The sequence below is a fragment of the Novosphingobium sp. P6W genome, assembly GCF_000876675.2.
GTDB lineage: Bacteria > Pseudomonadota > Alphaproteobacteria > Sphingomonadales > Sphingomonadaceae > Novosphingobium.
This window is the reverse complement of sequence record NZ_CP030353.1, coordinates 1,473,400-1,493,084: the sequence shown is the minus strand read 5'-3', so window position 1 is coordinate 1,493,084 and position 19,685 is coordinate 1,473,400. Positions and strand designations below refer to the sequence as shown.

General features: G+C 63.4%; 17 protein-coding genes. 11 read left to right on the top strand and 6 right to left on the bottom strand.

Annotation, left to right across the window (positions count from 1 at the left end; all coding sequences use genetic code 11):
• Positions 1-79 precede the first annotated feature (79 nt).
• From TQ38_RS22765 to TQ38_RS22755, 3 genes are read right to left on the bottom strand one after another with little or no spacing between them, the layout of a single operon-like run.
• Complete coding sequence (locus tag TQ38_RS22765) at positions 80-1,393, bottom strand: DUF5690 family protein (protein ID WP_043978317.1); 1,314 nt, start codon at positions 1,391-1,393, stop codon at positions 80-82.
• A complete protein-coding gene (gene phnX / locus TQ38_RS22760) occupies positions 1,390-2,235 on the bottom strand; it encodes a phosphonoacetaldehyde hydrolase (protein ID WP_205316132.1) in 846 nt (281 codons plus the stop codon). Before phnX ends, TQ38_RS22765 begins: the two co-directional genes overlap by 4 nt.
• On the bottom strand, positions 2,232-3,380 hold the full coding sequence (locus TQ38_RS22755) for a TIGR03364 family FAD-dependent oxidoreductase (RefSeq protein ID WP_043978321.1): 1,149 nt from the start codon (positions 3,378-3,380) through the stop codon (positions 2,232-2,234). The genes phnX and TQ38_RS22755 overlap by 4 nt, the downstream gene beginning before the upstream one ends.
• Before the next feature lie 128 nt (positions 3,381-3,508).
• Here TQ38_RS22755 and TQ38_RS22750 point away from each other — a divergent pair, with 128 nt between their 5' ends.
• The gene (locus TQ38_RS22750) at positions 3,509-4,393 is read left to right on the top strand and encodes a LysR family transcriptional regulator (RefSeq protein WP_043978323.1); all 885 of its coding nucleotides are present in this window, start codon (positions 3,509-3,511) and stop codon (positions 4,391-4,393) included.
• A gap of 197 nt (positions 4,394-4,590) precedes the next feature.
• Positions 4,591-5,265 (top strand): TetR/AcrR family transcriptional regulator, encoded by a 675-nt coding sequence (locus tag TQ38_RS22745; protein WP_162792354.1) that lies wholly within the window; start codon positions 4,591-4,593, stop codon positions 5,263-5,265.
• Between the two features lie 180 nt (positions 5,266-5,445).
• Here the strand turns inward: TQ38_RS22745 and TQ38_RS22740 are convergent, their stop codons facing one another.
• Positions 5,446-6,291, bottom strand: coding sequence for a LytTR family DNA-binding domain-containing protein (locus TQ38_RS22740; RefSeq protein WP_240198059.1), 846 nt, complete (start codon positions 6,289-6,291; stop codon positions 5,446-5,448).
• A 266-nt stretch (positions 6,292-6,557) separates the two neighbouring features.
• Here TQ38_RS22740 and TQ38_RS22735 point away from each other — a divergent pair, with 266 nt between their 5' ends.
• The 9 genes from TQ38_RS22735 to TQ38_RS22695 all read left to right on the top strand — a co-directional run bounded on the left by TQ38_RS22735 (position 6,558) and on the right by TQ38_RS22695 (position 14,483).
• Positions 6,558-7,364, top strand: a complete 807-nt coding sequence (locus TQ38_RS22735) for a sterol desaturase family protein (RefSeq protein WP_043978327.1) — start codon at positions 6,558-6,560, stop codon at positions 7,362-7,364.
• A 133-nt stretch (positions 7,365-7,497) separates the two neighbouring features.
• Positions 7,498-7,956: a cytochrome c gene (locus TQ38_RS22730; protein ID WP_043978329.1), complete on the top strand. Its 459-nt coding sequence runs from the start codon at positions 7,498-7,500 to the stop codon at positions 7,954-7,956.
• 1 nt (position 7,957) lies between these two features.
• On the top strand, positions 7,958-8,761 hold the full coding sequence (locus TQ38_RS22725) for a hypothetical protein (protein ID WP_052505911.1): 804 nt from the start codon (positions 7,958-7,960) through the stop codon (positions 8,759-8,761).
• Positions 8,758-9,978 (top strand): hypothetical protein, encoded by a 1,221-nt coding sequence (locus TQ38_RS22720; RefSeq protein WP_240198058.1) that lies wholly within the window; start codon positions 8,758-8,760, stop codon positions 9,976-9,978. Before TQ38_RS22725 ends, TQ38_RS22720 begins: the two co-directional genes overlap by 4 nt.
• Positions 9,975-11,666, top strand: coding sequence for a DUF1588 domain-containing protein (locus TQ38_RS22715; RefSeq protein ID WP_113942035.1), 1,692 nt, complete (start codon positions 9,975-9,977; stop codon positions 11,664-11,666). The genes TQ38_RS22720 and TQ38_RS22715 overlap by 4 nt, the downstream gene beginning before the upstream one ends.
• Before the next feature lie 15 nt (positions 11,667-11,681).
• The gene (locus TQ38_RS22710) at positions 11,682-13,022 is read left to right on the top strand and encodes a DUF1552 domain-containing protein (RefSeq protein ID WP_043978332.1); all 1,341 of its coding nucleotides are present in this window, start codon (positions 11,682-11,684) and stop codon (positions 13,020-13,022) included.
• Complete coding sequence (locus TQ38_RS22705) at positions 13,019-13,510, top strand: VOC family protein (RefSeq protein ID WP_043978335.1); 492 nt, start codon at positions 13,019-13,021, stop codon at positions 13,508-13,510. Before TQ38_RS22710 ends, TQ38_RS22705 begins: the two co-directional genes overlap by 4 nt.
• Positions 13,507-13,827 (top strand): high-potential iron-sulfur protein, encoded by a 321-nt coding sequence (locus tag TQ38_RS22700; protein ID WP_043978337.1) that lies wholly within the window; start codon positions 13,507-13,509, stop codon positions 13,825-13,827. The genes TQ38_RS22705 and TQ38_RS22700 overlap by 4 nt, the downstream gene beginning before the upstream one ends.
• 29 nt (positions 13,828-13,856) lie before the next feature.
• Complete coding sequence (locus tag TQ38_RS22695) at positions 13,857-14,483, top strand: cytochrome b/b6 domain-containing protein (protein ID WP_240198057.1); 627 nt, start codon at positions 13,857-13,859, stop codon at positions 14,481-14,483.
• A gap of 37 nt (positions 14,484-14,520) precedes the next feature.
• Here the strand turns inward: TQ38_RS22695 and TQ38_RS22690 are convergent, their stop codons facing one another.
• Together TQ38_RS22690 and TQ38_RS22685 are read right to left on the bottom strand one after the other, a co-directional pair.
• Positions 14,521-16,584, bottom strand: a complete 2,064-nt coding sequence (locus TQ38_RS22690) for a glycosyl hydrolase family 65 protein (protein WP_082057874.1) — start codon at positions 16,582-16,584, stop codon at positions 14,521-14,523.
• Positions 16,585-16,721: 137 nt separating this feature from the next.
• Positions 16,722-19,559, bottom strand: a complete 2,838-nt coding sequence (locus TQ38_RS22685; RefSeq protein WP_043978341.1) for a TonB-dependent receptor — start codon at positions 19,557-19,559, stop codon at positions 16,722-16,724.
• Positions 19,560-19,685: the final 126 nt, after the last annotated feature.

Here is a 19,685-nt window from a genome sequence, read left to right as displayed (position 1 = left end):
ATAGATTTATTTAATGAACGCGAAAACCTCGCCATGAATGATCATGGCGAGGCGCGTCTTTAACAGTACGAGAATATGGTCATTGCATTTGTGATAATTTTCTTCGGAAATAGTATGCCGACAAAGCCATCATCACCATGCATATCCCCGAAGATGCATAGGCGAGCCAGATAAAGAAATGCAGCCAGTCGAGCGTCACGCCCGGCACGTTGCGCAGCAGCGTCAATGCCACGCTCCCCGCATAGCCCGAGGCATCGGCGACGTAGATCAGGAACCCTGCCGTTCCCGCCGTCCTGCTCGCCGCTACGAGCCGGTCGAACAGCATGGCATTGAACGGCGCGTAGCCGAGATAGAGGCCAAGGCCCGAGAGGATCATCCAGACGAGCGGCGAAACCATCCCGAACTGGAAGGCCAGGGTCGACATCCCGATGAGCAGCGCGCCGCTCATGACGATCGCATGGACGGCCATGAGTGCGCGGCGGTTGTCGCGCACCAGCACGAGGCTGGCGAGGATCAGCAGCGTCACCACCGCCACCGGCACTTCGCTCGCGGTGAAGACCTCGGAGACGCCGGCATAGCCAAGTTCGGTCCATATCTCGGCGGCGAAGTTATCGCGCAGGTCGCGCAGTGCAGTGAACAGCACATAGGCGAACACCAGCAGCGTCACGCCGGGTCCGTACTCGCGCAGGAAGGCGCGGCGCGCCTCGGCCGGCATCGGCGGGCGGGCCATGAGCTCGGCCTGTTCCTGCGCGCTCGGCGGGGGAAGCTGCGCGAGGCCTATCACCGAAACCAGCAGTAGCGGGAAGAACAGTAGGCCAGTCGCGGCGGGCATCCAGAACTCGCCGACTTGGACCACGGTCATCAGCCATAGGCCCACCGATTTCACTACGCCCGAGGAAACAATGAAGCTGGCGCACAGAATCGCCGCCAGTACCTCGCTGGTTCGCCGCCCTTCGATATAGCCGAAGACCAGTCCCCAGATCATGCCCAGCGGCAAACCGTTGAGGAACAGCGCGCCGACCTTCCACTGCGTCGGCAGGACTGCGAAGAGGACCAGCGCCGCCCAGGAGAACGCCACGAGGCTGACGATCGCGACGCCGCGCCGCGACGCCGCCATCTCCGAGACGACCTTGACGCCGATCAACTTGGACAGCGCGTATCCGGCGACCTGCGCGATCACGAGCGCGATCTTGAAATCGATCACGCCTTCCCAGCCCTGCACGTCGGCGTACGTCGCCGCCGTGAACGGCTTACGGAAGGCGTACATCGAAAAATACGCGGAAAAGCTGGCCAGTCCGCCGTAAAGCGCCAGCGCCCATGGGTGCCCCTGGGCTAGCCACTGGCGCAGCGAAGTGGGCTGCGCACCCAAACGGTCTGCCGCCAGCGCGGTCATGCCAGGAACCGGGACGACGCGGCGCCGGGACCTTCGCCGCGTTCCAGCGCCTTGCTTACGGCAACCACGGCAAGGTCGAGATGGGCGACGCTTTCGATCACGAAGTCAGCGCCGGCCCCCGCGAACTCGGCAACGACGGATTTCATGCGTTCGGCGCGTTCGTCGGGGGACAGCGCGGTGAAGGTAGCATGGTCCAGGCCGACCCCGTTGCCGGAGCCTGCCAGCCCGACAGTCCACATTCCGGCGTGCCGGCCTGCCTCGATACCCACCGGCGCGTCGTCGACCGCGATGCAGGCGGCGGCGGGCCACACGCCCATGTCGACCAGGGCTTTCCACAGCATCAAGGGCGCGGGACGCCCCTGTGCGGTCTCTCCCGCGCAGACGATGACTTCAGGGGCATAGCCCTGCTCGGCGGCGGCGGGGATGATGTCCGCCATCATCGTGCGGGTGTAGCCCGTGGTCGAGCCGACGCGGATGCCGCGGGCCCGCAGCATCTCGAACGCATCGGCCGCGCCGGGGATCAGTTCACGGCAGAGCGCGGCGCATTCCTGCATCGCCGGCTCCAGCCGCTCCATCAGCGTGTCGACCTCAGTCTCGGTCCAGTCCGCGCCCTTGGTCTCGCGCCAGCGCGCGGCGATGGCAGGCTCGGACAGCATGGCGACGACATGCTCGCGCTTGGCCTTGCCCATGTAGCGGCGGATCGCCGGTTCCTCCACGAGGACGCAGGCCTCGGCGAAAACGCGCTGCATCGCCATGACGGGCGCACGGGATCCGAAGTCGATCATGGTGCCGGCCCAGTCGAACAGGACGGCGGCGACAGGCGAACGGGCGTTGGACATCATGCAAACTCCTTGATGGGGGCATCGATCGCCGCGCCGACCACCCGCTCGCCGATAGCGAAGGCCGTGGACATGCCCGCGCCGCACGTCACCACGGTGACATGGACGCCGGAAGCGACTTCTCGGGTAAACCAGTTCTGCCGGGGCGATGAGGCGTAGACGCCGACCCAGCGTTCGATGACCTGCGGCGCCGGACCAAGCACGGCCTCGAACTCGTCGAGAACGAGGCGGTTCACCGCTTCGTAATGAAACGGATCGGGAGCATCGCCGTAATCGTGGCTGTCCCCGACGACGAGCGAGCCATCAGCCGACTGCACCGCGATCAGGTGGACACCGGCATCGAGCTGCGCGCCCTGTTCGGCGCGAAGCTGCGCAACCAGCGCGGCCGCTTCGGGCAGCGCGGAATAGCCCTCGTAACGCGCCAGGCCGAGGTCGCTCATGACAGGACGCGCGAGGCGATATTCCGGGGCGGCGAGGCGCATCATCTGCAGCTTGCAGCGGGTCACTTCGTGCTCGGCCATGACTTGGGGGAACAGGGCGTTGAGATCGTCGCCGGGGCAGACGAATACCGTCTCCGCACGATATTCGCCGCTGCTGGTCGATACGCGCCCCGTCTCGCAATGCAGCACCGCGCCGGGTGCCGCGAAAGTCACGTTCATGTCGCGTTCCAGCCACGCCGCAATCGCCGGAATCGCATCCCTTGCCTCCACCCGCAGTTCGTGAGGGCTCACCAGAGCCGCCTTGCAGGGAGCGAACGGCGTTGAAGTGTCCAGCTTGCGCAGTTCGCGGTCCGAAAGCAGTCTGCACCCCTCCCCCATCTCGGTTTGCATGAACGACTCCAGCACTGCGGCGGCGGCTTGCCTGCGGACCGGCAGCACGAGCCCGTCCTGCTCGATGCCGATCCCCGCGCGCTGCGCCACCTGCGCCCAGATATCTCGCGACCGCCGGGCGAGCGGCCACATGTCATGGCGTTCCTGCCCGGTGACGGTGACGAAACCGAAGTTGCGAATACTCGCCCCTGTGGCCCGGGCATGGCGGTCGATCACGACGACGCGCTTTCCCGCCCGCGCCGCCGCCAGCGCATGGGCCAGTCCCACTATACCGCGGCCGATCACCGCGACGTCGAATTGAATGCTCGTACCCGACATTGTCTGCCTGTGACCGTCCTGTAACAATCATGTGTCACATGCGGTTTGGGCCGAACGCCCGATCAAGGCCAATGCATCCGGGGAATGGCGACCATAGACGGCGCAGCCCAAACCAGAACCGAGGGTCCGTGAGCGTCAATTTCCTTCACCTGCGGTCGTTCTACGCCGTGGCGTCCGAACGCAGCGTCAGCAAGGCTGCGCGGCGCCTGAACATCTCGCAACCGACCTTGTCCAAGCAGCTCAAAGCATTGGAAGACCGCTACAAGGTCAAGCTGATCGAAGGTATGCGCCCGCCGCTGACACTCACGACCGCCGGCCGAGCGCTGTACGAAAAGGCAGAGCGTTTGTTCGGCATCGCCGACGAGATCGGCCAACTGCTGGGCGAAGATGATATCGATAGCGGCGCGCTGCTGCGCCTCGGCACGGATTCCCCGCCATATGCCGCGGAGTTCATGGCAGCGTTCCAGGCCGCCGTCCCCGGTGCGCACTTTCGCGTCACGATCGCGAATGCGGTCCAGACCAACGAATTGCTGCTCAAGGCCCAGGTGGACATCGGCATCATATGCGAGCCACCTGTGCAGAACGACTATACATATGCACCGCTGTATCAGGACAGACTGGTCGCCATCGTGCCTGCCGCCTGGCCGGACGACAATGCCCGCGCCTTGCCGCTGGAGCGGATCAGCCAGGAAGTCGTGCTTGTGCGTGAAGCGACTTCCAGGACCCTGGCGGCAATGAATCGCCTGCTCGCGGACGCCGGGATCGCTCCGGGCCGAACGATGGAGTTTCACACCCGCGAGATGATCCGCGAGGCGGTCGCCCATGGCCTTGGCATAAGCCTGATGTTCGCCAAGGAATGCCCGCCCGACGAAAGGATACGGGTTCTCCCATTGGAAACGTCGTCTTCGCTCATTGATGTTAAGGGCTATTTGGCCGTCCGGACGGAGCGAAAACGAATGCCGCTTATTCGGCAGTCGCTGGATATCGCGCGCGCATTGAGCGGGCGCGCCTGACGCCGGAGCTTCCGGGTACAAGAAGGCTCCGGGTTATCCCTGCCGCCTGACTTTCGACAAACATGATGGTCTGCGTGATTTCAGAGCTAAGACACTGCGGCGGAGCCAATCCCCCAGCCAAGCCACTTCTCCCCCGTGGATGTTGCGGAGATCGGCGTTCGCGTTAAGGGTTGAGGGGCCAATTTGAGGAACTCGTGTTGACCGACACCAGCGCTGCCCCGTCTCCCAAGATCAAAAAAGCGGCGACAGCCCGGCCAACCAAACGCGGCAGACCATCGCACGAGCAATCCGCAGCGATAAGCGAGGCTATTCTAGCCGTAGCGGCCGAACTGTTCATCAAGGACGGATTTGATAACACGTCGATGGAAGCGATCGCCAACGCCGTTGGGATACCCAAGACAACCCTGTACAAGCGTTATTCCGACAAGGCAGCCTTGGTAAACGACGTAATCATCGATCAGGTGGCATCATGGTCCCAGGTAGCCTCGCGCCAGGATAGCCGCCTGCCGAACGACCTGAAGAAACGCCTCGTTCACCACACGACGACGATCCTGGTTTGGAGCACCAAGCCCGATGTCCGTGCGGTCATGCGCCTTGCGCTCAATGCCGCAGGGCGCGGTCCCCAGGATGTCCTCACAGACTTTTTCGGCTACACCGACATGATTGCATTCATGGGCAATGAGATTGCTGTGTATGGCCCCGCGTCCGGGATCAATGCCCGAGATCCCGAGCGTATCGCCCATGCCATCATGGCAATGATCTCGGGATGGCTCAATATCCGGGGCATGAGCGGACCAGTTTCGGCAAAGGAAGCCCGCTCCCAGGCCGAGTTCATGATCAATCTGCTCATGGGTGGAGTCGACGCCTGGTGACGCGCAGCAAAACTTGAGAGCAAACCACGACGCTGCGTTGGTCATCTCGGCGGCAACACAGACCTGTGGATCCGCTTCCAGCATGATCCCTTAGGAAGCGAAGTAGTGTTTCTAAACGGATACTTCTGCTTTCAAACACGGAGTTCCGGGGTGGGAGCCGATCCGCCTTTTTCAGACAGTCTAGCGCGCTCTTTCCCGCAGAAACCCGCTCCGCTCGAGACGCGCGACTGATTCACGTGCGACGGGGGCAAGGTGACCGTTGCGCAAGGTGATCGTCCGGTTCCGGCCATCAGCCTGGACCGAGTCGATCGCATCGTCCGCTACCCACCAACTGCGATGAACCTGCTGACCTGACGCACCGTCCATTTCGGCGATCGCATCCCGCAGGCGCATGAACAGAAGCTCGCTGCCTCCAGGACCATGAACGCGAACGTAATGGTCTTCACTCTGCAAGGCGAGGACCGGTCCGGCGAAGGTCGCCGACAAGCGATTCCCCAGGCGACCCGCGGAAAGGTCTCTGTCGGTGTTTGGCTCCGCAGACGCCGCGCTTTGAGACGACACTACGGCGCCCCCGTCGTCGTCCCCGACGGGAGATATCGCCTCATCCCCCTCACCCAGGCCAACGCCGCGCATTCGGTCATCGACGACCCGTGCCCACCACACGACAGCGAGAACCGCCACCGCGCTGAGCAAGGCAAACGGCAGGATGCCCGCAAAGCCGTTCAGCGCGTGAAAGAACACGCTTGCCCCCCAGTTCCAGACAAGCGTCAGTGGCAGGCTCGACAGGATCACACCCCAGAACGTCATGGCCCGGCGCGGTAACGAAGTGGCGAGCGCCACGGCGGACCAGAAGAAGATCGACGGCCGTACGAGAACGTAGGCGCCCATCATGTGCATCCACCAACGCCAGACCCGCTCGGGGAAATCTGCTTCGAGATATGTCCCGAACGGTCCCAGGAACCCGATTACGGCGGCGACCACCAACATCGCCCACTGCTCGATGAGAATTCGCCTCAAACCGCTCACGTCATCTGCCCCCAACTGACGATGCGCGAATTGGCAAAACCGCAGTTTTCCGCAGGGTTTCGACGCGCTCGTCCTTCGTAACGTAATAGCAGTTGCCGGCCAATCGCAAGATGCCATCTGGCCTTCACACCGAGACCGCCGAGCGGGCTCACTCATGGAGAAACCCACATGAACACTCTTGCTATCCGGCAACTGGCGATAGCCACCCCGCTTGCCCTCCTCGTCCACGTACTCGCTTTTGCGCTCGTCCTTGCCTGAGGCATAGCATGTTCAAGGGTCTTATCGACGGCGAGCAGGCGCTGAATCTTTGGCTTGCGGCATTCGTGGTGACGGGCATCGTCGCCGGGATCGCCTCGGGCTTCTTCAAGGCGCGCAAGATCCAGCCTCGCGGCTTCAAATGGAAGATATTCCGGAACGAGGCCCTGATCGCGGTCGTGACGCTCATGATATCGGGCAAAATCATTGGCATGGCGAGCGCATGGCTGAAAAGCCACGGCTGGATCACGTTCAACGATGCCCCGGCCCAGTGGTGGGTGATCGCACTTGAGTACGGACTGTATTTCGTCCTTTTCGACACTTACTTCTATTGGCTGCACCGTTGGATGCACAAGGAGCCGGTCTACAGTTGGGTCCATAAACTGCACCACAAGTCGACCTCGCCGAACCTGCTGACAACGCTGTCGGTCAACCCGCTGGAATCAATCATCAACGGCGGCTTCGTGCCGCTGTTCTTGGCCGCCTTCACCGTTCACGGCGCGACGATGGCCCTGATCCTGCCGACCAACATCTTCATGGGTCTCTATGTCCATTCGGGCTACGAGTTCCTCCCCCGCTGGTGGAACCGTTCGTGGGCCACAAAATGGTTCATCAGCGCGACGTTCCATGACCAGCATCATCGGTATTTTACCGGGAATTTCGGCGGATACACGACGGTTTGGGACCGCCTGTGCGGCACCATGCGCAAGAAGTACGAGAGCGATTTCGTGGCGATCAAGGATCGCGCCCGAGGTTCTCGAATCGATGACAGCGAAGCGCTCGGACAACCCCAATCCGCCGCCGAAGCGGCAGGCTGAAAGCACGGAACGATCGCCCCTTCTCGGCCGGATGGCTCTCGGAAAATCATTTAAATATACGCAAAGTACATTTTCTGGTTCAAATTTTGAATCGATGCTCTACCCATAAGAAAACAAGACACGGGAGATTCAGATGCAAGCCCCATGGCGCCTTGGCACTTTGGTTCTGGCGATGGCAGCGGCCGGGACACCCCTGCTGGCCGCTCCTGCCGATACGATCAGATCCCGTATTGCGAACTACCGAGAGCTAGGCTCGGCGTTCAAAGCGGTGAACGACGGACTTCGCGGCGGTGAGGTACAGACGGTCCTCATCGCGCAATCGGCCCGTCAGATCCGCAACGCCTCGCGCGGGCAATACGAATGGTTCCCGGCCGGATCAGGGCTCCAGCCTGGCGCGAAGACACGTGCGAAGCAGGAAATCTGGACCCAGCCTGCCAAGTTCAAGGGCGCTCAGGACGCCTTCGCCAAAGCTGCGGATAATTTCCAGCTTGCAGTCACGAGCAAGGACGTTGCAGCGATCCGCGCCGGTGCGCAGAAGCTGGGCGCTACGTGCAAGGGGTGCCACGACAACTTCCGCGCGCCGGACAGCTGAGATGGCGAACTATCTCCTTCCCGCGATGGCAGCGTCCGTTCTTGCCATGCTCGCCGCAACGTCGGCCGCCGCTCAACCGGCGGATTTCCCCATCGCCCCTGCCGACGGAAGCCCCTTGCCTCCCGGCGTTCGCGTGCTGAAGTCTGGCGAAGGGCGGGTCTATGCCGATGCGAAAGGACGCGTGCTCTACGGCATGGACATGCGCACGGTGCTGCGCTGGGCTCCTGATCCCGCGAAATACTGCACGCAGGAATGCCAAGGCAACTGGGCTCCGCTGCTGGCTCCTGCCGCAAGTACGCCGAATATTCGCTATCCCTCCGGCTTCGAAAAAGCCGAGGGCGCGGGCGACACCCTCGATCCGCGCAAGGCGCCGGACTGGACGGTGATCGCGGGCGCACAGGGCCCTCAGTGGGTCTACAAAGGCTGGCATCTCGTCTTCACGCGGCGCAGCGGCAGCGCTGCTTCCACCGCGCTCGACGGCGCAGATAACATGACGTGGAATACCCTCAAATTCGTGCCCCATCCCCCGGTAATCGAGGCGCCGGGCACGGTTGCCGCCGCCTTCTTCGAAGACGCCTACGCACTGACCGACAAGGACGGTCACGTTCTCTTCACCGGCAAGTGCGCTGCCAACTGCACCTGGCAGCCACTGCCCGCACCGATGGCCGGCAATGGCCTGAAAGACTGGAAGATCACTCTCGATGGCGACCGCCCGGCGTGGACCATCAAGGGCAAACGCGTTTTCGTGAGCACGGAAGCGGATCCCCATGCCGTACCGGCCGGGGCCAAGGTCCTGCGGCCATGAAAATTCGGGAAAAGACCATGTACAACCGCAAACCGGGACGAACGCCGCTACTGTGCGGGGCTGCCCTTATTCTCCTGATTGCGAGCGCCGGGACGGTGGGTGTCCTTGCGCTACAAGGTCCCGCTGAGGCCGAGGCCTTGCCGAACCAGCTTCCGGATGCCCCTGCCAACGGCATCATGGGTTTCGTCGTGCAGGACTTCGTGCCCCCGGTGATCCAAGGCAACGATGCGTGCCCGGTCGGCACAACGCCCAAGATGCGCGAGGCCTACCTGGCGACTCTCTCCCCTGACGAGCGGACTCGGCTCGAGCGCAAGGAGAACGAGCCCGAGCTGACCAAACGCTGGCAGGCGACAGTGTTCGGTTCGAACGGGACGAACATCTGCTCCCAGCCCGACCAGTTCGATCGCCCGGTCCTGCAGACATTGCAGAGCAGCCATGCTCGCGGCCTCGATCTTGACGGCGATGCGCCGGGCGAGAGCTGCAGCCATCAGGAATTTGCGGCTCCCGATGGCCGGACCGGGATCGACAACCAGGAATACCGGGTCATGGGTTGCACGCTCGAATGGCGCGGCAAGGACGGCATCGGCGGCGACCAGCTCACCGGCATGCGCCAGTTCCATGCCTCAGGCGAATGGACGCAGGTGATCCTCCTTCGCGGCGTCGATAGCCTGCAGCACGACGACGACGTGGAAGTGATTTACGGCAATACGCCCGACCGGCCGCAACTGGACAACCACGGCAATTTCCTGCCCGACTACAGCTTCACCATTTCGGACAAGGCACCGCGCCACCGCAATGTCCTGCGCGGACGCATCGACAATGGCGTGCTGACCACTGCCGCCCAGGACATCAAGCTCACCCAGACCTGGGGCCAGGGCGGCGCCCGCGACATTCGAGGGGCGAGGACCGCCTACGACCTGCGCGGTGCCAAGCTGCGACTGACGTTCCAGTCCGACGGATCGGTTCGCGGGCTGGTGGGCGGGTATCGCCCCGTCTTCGACGTGATCCAGAGCCCCGCGATCGGCGGCGCCGGCGCGGCGCTGGCGGCGGGTATCGACTGCGCCGGGTTGCTGGCGACCTTGCACAAGTACGCGGATGGAATCCGGGACCCGAAGACCGGCAAATGCAGCGGCGTATCCAGCGCCATGGACATCTACGCCGTCCGCGCCTTCGTCAACGACGTTCCTTCCCTGGCCGCAAGGAGCCCTTCGCGATGAGCCTTTTCCGGATGGTCCCTCTTGGCATCGCTGCCGCAACCCTTGTCGGCGTGGTCTGGCATTCCGGCGCGATCTCGCCATCGTTCTCGGCCCATGCCGAGCCGGACCAGTCGCAGACCCTCCTACAGGGCCCGCATGTCGTCGGCATGCGGCGGCTGACAGAGGCGCAGTATCGCAACACGATCGCCGACATTTTCGGCAGCGACATCCGCGTTGCCGGCCGCTTCGAACCAATCGTTCGCCCCGCCCACCAGCTGATCACCAGCGGAGCACGCAGCGCGGCCATCTCGCCTTCCGGCCTCGAGCAGCTCGACATCATGGCGCGGGACATCGCCCGGCAGGTCTTCGACGAGAGCCACCGCGACCAGTTCACGCCCTGCGCTCCGGCTGATCCGGCTGCTCCCGATTCCGACTGCGCGCGGCGTGCCCTAGCTCCGCTTGGGCGCCTGCTGTTCCGACGTCCGCTGACCGAACAGGAGCAGGCGCTTTACGTCCGCATCGCCGGCGAAGGAGCGGGCGCGACGAAGTCCTTCAACAAGGGACTGCAACTGGCATTGGGGTCGATGCTTGTTTCCCCTTGGTTCCTCTATGTCGTGGAAACGGCCGAGGCAGATCCGCACAAGGCGGGCGCCATGCGCCTGGACGGCACCTCGCGGGCGGCGCGCCTGAGCTTCATGCTCTGGAACTCCACACCGAACGCCAACCTGCTCGATGCCGCCGCGACGGGTAAGCTTAGCGATCAGGGGCAACTCAACGGGATCGTGGCCAAAATGGTGGCATCCCCGCGTTTCGAGCAAGGGCTGCGCGCATTCTTCTCCGACATGCTGCTGTTCGAGAAGTTCGACGAATTGGCCAAGGATCCGGTGATCTATCCCTACTTCAATCAGGGTGTGCTGCAGGCCCTTCCCGAACAGATGCTGCGCACCATTTCCACACAGCTTCTGGATGGCGACGGCGATTACCGAGAGTTGTTCACCACCCGCAAGACATGGATCAATCGCCCGCTCGGGGCGCTCTACAAGGTCCCGATCGGACAATCGCAGGGGTGGGTGCCTTACGAATTCTCGGCTAATTCCGACCGTTCGGGACTGCTGGGACTTGCCGGTTTCCTCGCCATGTATTCCCACTCTGGCCGCAGTTCTCCGACCTTGCGCGGGCGCGCCATCCGCGAGCTTCTGTTGTGCCAGCCCGTTCCCAATCCGCCGGGCAACGTCAACTTCACCGCGGTTCAGGACACGGGCAACAAGGCCATGCCCACGGCCCGCATCCGGCTTGATGCCCATACCACCGATCCGGTGTGCGCGGGTTGCCACAAGATCACCGATCCGATCGGACTTCCGCTCGAACGGTTCGACGGTATCGGCGCTTTCAGGACGCAGGAGAACGCAGCGCCGATCAATGTCAGCGGCTCGTTCGACGGTGTCGCATTCGAGGGCGCGGACGGGGTCGGAAAGGCGATAGCAGGCAGCCAGGACGCGACCATGTGCGTGACGTCACGGGTGCTCGAATATGCCACCGGCCGCCCAAGCGAGGACGGCGAACTTGTCGAACAGCTCGAACGCCGCTTCGCAGCCGATGGCTATCGCCTGCGCAACCTGATCGCGGCGATCGCCTCCCTGCCGCAATCCTACGAACTACCCCCACAAGACCCGAAGGCCGGCGCCACGATCGTGGCGACACGGCGCTAACGAGAGGAAAATCCCATGGCATTTGGCCTGTCCCGGCGCACCGCCCTCAAGGGTATGTTCAATGGCGCCGCTATCACCGTCGGCGTCCCCCTGCTCGACATCTTCCTCGACGGCAATGGCGAGGCGATGGCGGCGACCGGCGCTCCTGTGCCGGTGCGTTTCGGCACCTGGTTCTGGGGGCTTGGCGTCAACCCGACCCGCTGGTTCCCTGACAATGCAGGCCCGGGTTACGACCTGAAGCCCGAGCTTGAGATCATCAGGGACCATGCGCACAAGATCAACATTCTCGGCAATTTCAACGTCATGCTGGACGGCGCGCCGAACCTTCCCCACACGTCTGGCGGGCCCGCGATCCGCACCGGCCGGGCACTGACGGCCGAAGGCGGATTGCCGGGAGAGAGCTTCGACGTCACCATCGGCGACAAGATCGGAACGCGGACCCGGTTTCGCAGCCTCGAGACGTCCGCATCCGGCGATCCGCGCAACTCGCTGAGCGGACGCGGCGGCGGTAATCTCAACCCTTCGGAAGGCTCCGCCGCCGGCCTCTACCAACGCCTCTTCGGCGTTGGGTTCAAGGATCCCAACAGCGCCACCTTCACGCCCGACCCTGAAGTCATGGCCCGCCGCAGCGTGCTCTCGGCAGTCACGGAGCAGCGGCAAGCCCTTTCCGGCGCGGTCGGAGCGGCCGACAAACAAAAACTAGATCAGTACTTCACCTCGGTTCGCCAGCTGGAGAACCAGCTTGAGGTGGAACTGACCAAGCCTGAGCCCCTTCAGGCGTGCATGGTGCCCAAGCCCGTGCAGGACCGCGCAGTGAACGCCGAAATCGAGAACGTCGTCACCAATCATGCTTTGATGACCGACCTGCTTGTGATGGCGCTGGCCTGCGACCAGACGCGGGTGTTCAACATGATGTTCAACAACGGTGCCTCGTCCCTCACCCGGATCGGCAGCACGATCACGCACCATCAGCTGACGCATGAGGAAGCTCTCGACAACCGGCTGGGTTACCAGCCTGAGGCGACCTACTTCCTCAATCGTATCTTCGAGGCTTGGGTATATTTCGTCAGCGCTCTCGACAAGGTCCAGGAAGGCCCGCGCACGCTGCTCGACAACACGCTGGTGTTCGCCCACTCGGAAACCGAGTTCGCCAAATTCCACACCATCGACAACATTCCGATGATGACGGCGGGCAGCGCCGGCGGGCGCCTGAAGACCGGCATATACGTCGACGGCATGGGAACGCCGGTGAGCCGGGTAGGCCTTACGCTCCAGCAGGTCATGGGCGTCTCGGTCGACAAGTGGGGCGCTGGCGGCATGGAGACCAGCAAGTCCATCGGGGAGATCGCCGCGTGAAGTCTGCGATCCAGCTCTTCGCATCGGTCGCCGTCCTGTCCATGCCGGCAACCGCCAGCGCCGGTGAGGCGGCAGCGGGTTCGACCAGACTGGTCGGCACAGTGCTGAATTCGGTGGCAGTCGACAAGCAATTGGCGTTCTATGAAACCGCCTTCGGGCTCAAGGTCGGCATGACGCTCGATCACGGCACCCGCCGGGAATACATGCTGCGCTTCTCGCAGGATGCCACCGAGGCCGGACTTATCATCGTTCACGATTCCGCCGCGGATCCCAAAGCTCGCCTTTCCCACGGTGACGCATTCGCGCGCATCATCCTGCGCGTAGACGACATGGATGCACTCCTGACCCGCCTCGACGGCGCCGGCATAGCACACCAGCCCGTACAGGAGGCTGCAACAGGCCACCGCATCCTGCTGCTCGACGATCCGGAAGGCTACTCGCTCGAGGTGATCCAAAGCGGCAGCCCAAAACCGAAGTCCGCCAAGTGACGCTGTCGCGCAGAGAACTCGTCGGCCGGGCACTGGGGATCGCCGCGGTCGCAGCCGCAGGAATGCCTGGCGCCCGTGCATCGGCGCAAGACGCATCCGCCGTCTGCTATGACCCCGCCACGCTGCCCTTTACGCAGAAAAGCCGCCGCCGCGCGCTGGGCTATCTCGACATGTCGAAAGACCCCGCGCGGCGCTGCGGCCTATGCGCCTTCTTCACCGCAGGAGGCCCGGGATGCGGGACCTGCCAAATGCTGTCTGGCGGGCCAGTCAATGCCGCCGGGGTATGCAACTCGTTCGCCGCCAAGGCCGCAAAGTGAGACCTGCTTCCGGCGCACGGGTCTGGGATTTGCCCACTCGCCTGTTTCACTGGCTGCTCGTGCTGCTTTTTGCGTTCTCGTGGTGGAGCGCCGAAAACCGTGAGATGCAGTGGCACTACCTGTCCGGCCTCACCCTGTTTGGCCTGCTAGGATTTCGCATCGTCTGGGGGTTCATCGGCGCAAGCACGGCCAGGCTCACAGCGCTATTCGCCTCACCGGCCCGAATTGTCGGCTACGTGCGCGGCCGCGACATCTCCCGACCGGGCCACAACCCGATCGGCGGCTACAGCGTCATCGCCATGTTGCTCGCATTGTGCGTTCAGGTCGGCACCGGGCTTTTCGCAACCGACGTGGACGGGCTGGAATCCGGCCCGCTCTCCTTCCTCGTCACTTTCCAGCAGGGACGCGGGGCGGCGCAGATTCATGAGGTCAGCTTCAATATCCTGCTCGCGCTGATTGCGCTGCATATTCTGGCTGTCGCCTTCTATCTCGTGGTGCGCAAGCGCAACCTGATCATGCCGATGCTGACCGGCCGGGACCCGAAGCTCGGCGCAGAATCGGGTGAGATGAAGCGTGCCTCCCCGGCTGCGTTTGTGATCGCCGCCGCGCTTGCTACCTTGCTGGCCTGGTCGGCCAGCAAGGGTTTCGGTTTGTGACGAATGGCGGCCCGCGTTCGAGAGGGCGACGTAGTTTTTAGCGCGCGAAAGCCTTCAGTTCGGCCAATCGGATCGCCCGGCCCGGCTGCGGCGTCATTGTCACGCGGATACGGTCGGTGCCCAGCGCCGGCCAGCGGACCTGGGTGATACCGTTGGCGAGCACCGCCGCCGGCGAACCGAGCTTGTTCCAGCGTCCATCTCGCCATGCCTCCACCGTAACACTGCGCGGCGCCGCGAACTGCTTGCCGTCCGCGAAAAAGGCCAGTTCGGCGCGGCCCAGCGTGACCGTCTTGCCGAAGTCGAGCGCATACCACTGCGGCTTGGGCGAAACGGCCGAGTCCCAGCCATTGGGCAGTTCAGGGTAGAACCACGCGCGGCCGTCGACGGCATCATGCAGTTTCTCCGCGTCAGTGCCGGACGAGGCGCTGGGTTTGGGAAACCCGCTGCGCACCAGTTGTACCGCAAGGTTCTCCTCGCGCGCGATGGGCGCATTGGCCTTGCGCGTGACCGCTACTTCGAGGCGCCCGAGATCGGCGCGGCGGGCGACTTCACGGCCGTCCACCTCGATAGCGAGCCCCTTCCCCCGGCCATAATGCGCGCCGTCCACATCCCACGTCACAGAGACTTCGTGGCCGTGATAGGGCACGCGCTCGGCCCGGAACCAAGCCAGTGCCTGCGGATCACCAGCGCCGGGGAGCAGCGGATTCACTTCCAGCACATCGTCCGCGCGGGGGCGGATGCCGACGAGGCCGGACAGGATCAGGTCGTTGTAGCCCGAGTGAAAATAGTGATGGCTGCGGTCCAGTCCGACGATCGGCTTGCCGGTCTCAGGATCGTAATCCTCCTCCAGGTCGAGCCGCTCATCCGCTCCTCTGCCCTGATAATGCATCTGGGTGTAAAGGCGCAGCTCACGCATCCAGTCGCTGCGGGTAACGGGGCCGCGCTCGTCGTAGTGGTCTAGCAGGTTGGCCATGCCGGTCAGCACCTGCGTGGTCTGGTAAGGCCAGATCGGGCCGTTCCACTGGCATTCGCGCGCATCGCCCAGATACCGGTACTGGCGCATGTAGTATTCGTAATTCTTCTCCACCGTGCGCATCCCGGCCTTGCCGGCAAGCGACTGCGGATCGAGCAGGTGGTTCCACGCCTTGGAATACTTCGCCTCATCCGGGACAAGGTCGAACATCCACGGCAGGTAGCCGACCAGTTCCCGGTTGCGGACCGGGTCCCAGTATTTGACGTGTTCGTTTGTGGTCTGGTGGCGGTCGGTGAAGTGGCCCAGCGCCGGGTTCCACAAGTCCGCCAGAACGCGGGTGCGCAGCGCGTCGGCACGGGCGGCGTAGTCCTTCGCCATCGCCGTGTCGCCGGACATTTCCGCCATGCGCGAGAGGGCGCGGGCATTGGCGAACATGTAGCTGTTGACCGAGGGCCGAAATGCATCCCCGCCCCGAAAGCCGTCCTTGCCGCCCGATGCGTCGATCGAGGAGACGGTATATTCGGTCGCGTCCAGCAGCGGCTCTACGAAGTAGAGGCCCTTGGTGAAGTCGAACTTCTCGTCCCAAAGGCGGTAGATGTGGCGCATCGTCTTCATATGCGCGAGCAGCGCATCGCGGTCGCCGTCGACAAGGTATCGGCCCCAGACCGAGTCCGCCATGTGATCGGTGAAGTGGCGGTCGTTACCGCCTTCGTACATGAAATCGACGTAATCGGCGGCGAAGCGCCGGTCGTTCAGCCAGCGTCCTTCGGCGATGTGGAAACCGCTGGCATCGTTGAGGCTGGCGTAAGGTTCGCGCTGCCAGTCGACATCGTCAGCGAATTCGGTGGTCACGTAACCCTGCGCGCCAAGGTCGCGCTGGTGGGCGCGGAACAGACCCCAGCGGTAATAATAGACGGCATCGATCTTCGTATCTGCGGATTCGAAGAAGGGGATGCGGCTTTCATACCAGGCAGCATCGTTGCCGTATCGCGCCTTGGCGATGGCGGTAATATCCAGCGCGGCGGGCTTTGCCGCTGCGGCGCCTGCTTCGGACGCGGGAATGGGCGGACTGGCCGCCGTTGCAAGAAACGCCGCGACGGCAAGAAATTTCCGCATTTTTCCGCGCATCGTTACCCCTTCAGGTGAGCGGCAGGAAGTGGGGCGGCCGGCCCTCCGGGGGTGTTGGGAGAGGAAGGAACCCCGGAAAGAACGGCCGCCCGTGGGGCGCTGCAGCGGAATGGCAATAACGCCGCAGCTTGCCCCGATCAGTCGAACTTGAAGCGTACACCCACCGCGAAGGTGCGGTCGATCAGCAGCGTGCTGGAGTTGAACTGCTGCGGGTTACCGACATCGCCGAACTTGTAGTAGTTCTGCTGCTTCGCCTTGGTGAGGTTCACCGCGTCGAAGGTGATGCCGATGTCCTTGTTGACGTTCAGCGTCAGCTGCAGGTCGAGGCTCTTTTCAGGCGCGCGCCAGAAGCCGATCGGGTTCGCGAAGGAGCGGCCCTCGTTGCTCTGGAGGAAGCCCTTGCGCCACACGTAGGACAAACGGGCGCCGATCGGGCCGCTGTCGTAGGCAAGCGTGGCATTGTACGAGAGCTTCGACACGCCGAAGAACGCCGACTTGGTGGAGCCGGTGATCGCGCCGTTTGTATCCACGACCGGAATGGTCTGCTCGGAGTCGAGGATCGTCGCGCTGCCGGTGAAGCCAAGACCGTTGAGCGGCCCGGGCAGATACGTCGGGAAGTAGGTCAGGCCCAGTTCCACACCCTTCAGCACGCCGTCCGAAGCGTTTACCGGACGGGTGATGTTGAAGATTTCGGTATAGGTCTCGTTGCGCGGCAGATAGTTGTTCGGGATGATCTCCCGTGCGGTGAGCGGCACGACCAGACCGCTGATCTCGCGGCGGAAGGCCGTCGCGTAGATCGCGCTGTTGCGCTCGAAGTACCATTCAACTGCAACGTCGATGTTCTTCGAATGCGTGGCGCTGAGGTTGGCGTTGCCCGCGCTGCCCGAACCGAAACCGATGCGCGACAGATCGCCCGTAAGTGAGACGTTCGGGTTCAGATCGCCGAAGGCCGGACGGCGCAGCGTCTCGCCGTAGTTGAAGCGAATGCGCAGGTTGTCGGTGATACCGTAACGCGCGGTGAACGAAGGCAGCCACTTGGACGAGCCGGTCGAGACGGTGGTGCGGGCAAAGCCATTGCCGCGATCGAAGTAGTCGTAGTCAGTATCGATCGCCACGTAGCGCACGCCTGCCTGCACCTGCAGGGGCCGTCCGAACAGTTCGATCTCGCCATCGGCCATGATGTAGGCGGCGGTGTTGATTTCACCGATGCCGAAAACGTGGCCAAAGGTCAGCTGGTCGGACAGCAGCAGGCCGCCAGCACCCGCAGCGCCCGCACGGTACAGACTGCGAACCGCGTCCCTGTCCATGCTGCGCGGATCGGCCAGCACCCAGCTGGTCGGGATATCCGCACGGCCATCGAAGAAGCCGCTGTTGGTGAACGGAGTGCCCTGGCTGAACTGGTCGAGGGTGATGCCCAGACCGCCTGCGCCCTGATCGCGCACGTAGTTGTCGGCCTTGCGGTCGTCGTAGCGGAAGCCCGCCTTGATGCGGCGCAGGAAGCCTTCGTCCCACTCATGCTCGCCGTCGAGCATCACGGTCAGCGCGCTGCCGGTGTTCTTGGTGCCGCTGTCGAACAGGTTGCCTACGGTCCATGCCGAAGCGTCGGTCAGGACGCCCTGGTTGCCGAAGCTGTAGGAAGGCAGGCCGCCACCGGCGTTGAAATCGACGTTGATGTCGAGCGGGTCGCGATCGGTGCGGATGGCGAAGAACGAGGTCTCGTTCTTGCTGTCCTGATAGGCGACGTCGGCTGTGATCTTGCCGCGATCACCCACGTCCCACTTGGCGTTGAAAGCGTAGACGTAGCTGTCGGTCTTGTTGGTGGCGGTGTCGCCGCTGTTGAAGCCGGCGACGGCGCCGACCTGACGCGACTTGATGATGTTGGTGCCGTCATACAGCTCAAAGGTGGAACCCGGGTTGTCACCGAGGTTGCCCCACCAGTCGACAAAGCTGAAGTTCAGGCTGTTGAAGGTCTTGCCGCGGAAGCCGGTGTAGAAGACCTCTGCCGTGTAGACCGAGCGGTCATTCGGCGCCCACTGCAGTGCAGCATTCACGGCGCGGCGCTTACGCTCGCCATAAAGATCCGAGGCGATCACCGCATCGCGCGACAGGTAGTACGGCGTATCGACGCCGTTGATGTTCAGCGTGGAACCGGGCGCGATAGGCAGGCCGGCATCGAGACCCGGCGTCCAGTTCTGGTTGCGGTCGCCCGGGAAGATGCGCTGCAGCGGGGTCAGCCCGCTTCCGGCCGGGGGAGTGGCAGTGGCGAACGGCACCATGGCGCCGGCCTGCAGGTTCTGGTTGCGGAACTGGGCCTTGGTGTAGCTGGCATTCACCAGGAAGCCGATGTCGCCGATGCCGGTTTCCCAGCGATCGCTGACCAGCAGCGCGCCGTTGGGGTTCGCCTTGTCGGCCAGTTCGGAATAGACACCGCGCACTAGGCCCGAAATCGTGAAGCCGTCGAAGTCGAGCGGGCGGCGGGTCTGCACGTCGATCTGGCCAGCAAGGCCGGTCTCGATCTGGTCGGCAGAGCGCGTCTTGTAGACGTCGATCTTCTTGACGAGGTTCGCCGAAATATCCTGCAGCGCGAACGAAGTGCCCGCCGCCGTGAAGATGTTGCGCCCGTTCAGGGTGGTGAGCGGATCGGTCAGGCCGCGGATCGTGATCGTCGCAGCTTCGCCGCCTGCGCGGTCGGTGACCTGAATGCCGGTAACGCGCTGCAGCGCCTCGACCACGTTGTTGTCAGGCAGCTTGCCCACGTCTTCGGCGACGATCGAGTCGACGATCTGGACGTTGTTCTTGCGGGCGTTGATTGCGCCCACGATCGAGGCGCGAACACCGGTGACGATGATGTCTTCTGCCGATGCGGAGCCGTCTCCGACGGCGTCCTGCGGCGCAGCTTCCTGCGCATGGGCGATGCCCGACAGAGCCAGAGCGAAAACCGATGCAGTGCAGAACGCGAATGGCTTGAGCGCCATGTTTCAACCCTCCCATTGGGGCTGGCCGATACCATGCCCCTCCAATTACTCGGACTAGTTATTAGTCGGACTAATTCGTTGCAAGAGAAAAAGCATGGGCACGTTCAAAAAGCCGTCGCGGGTGTG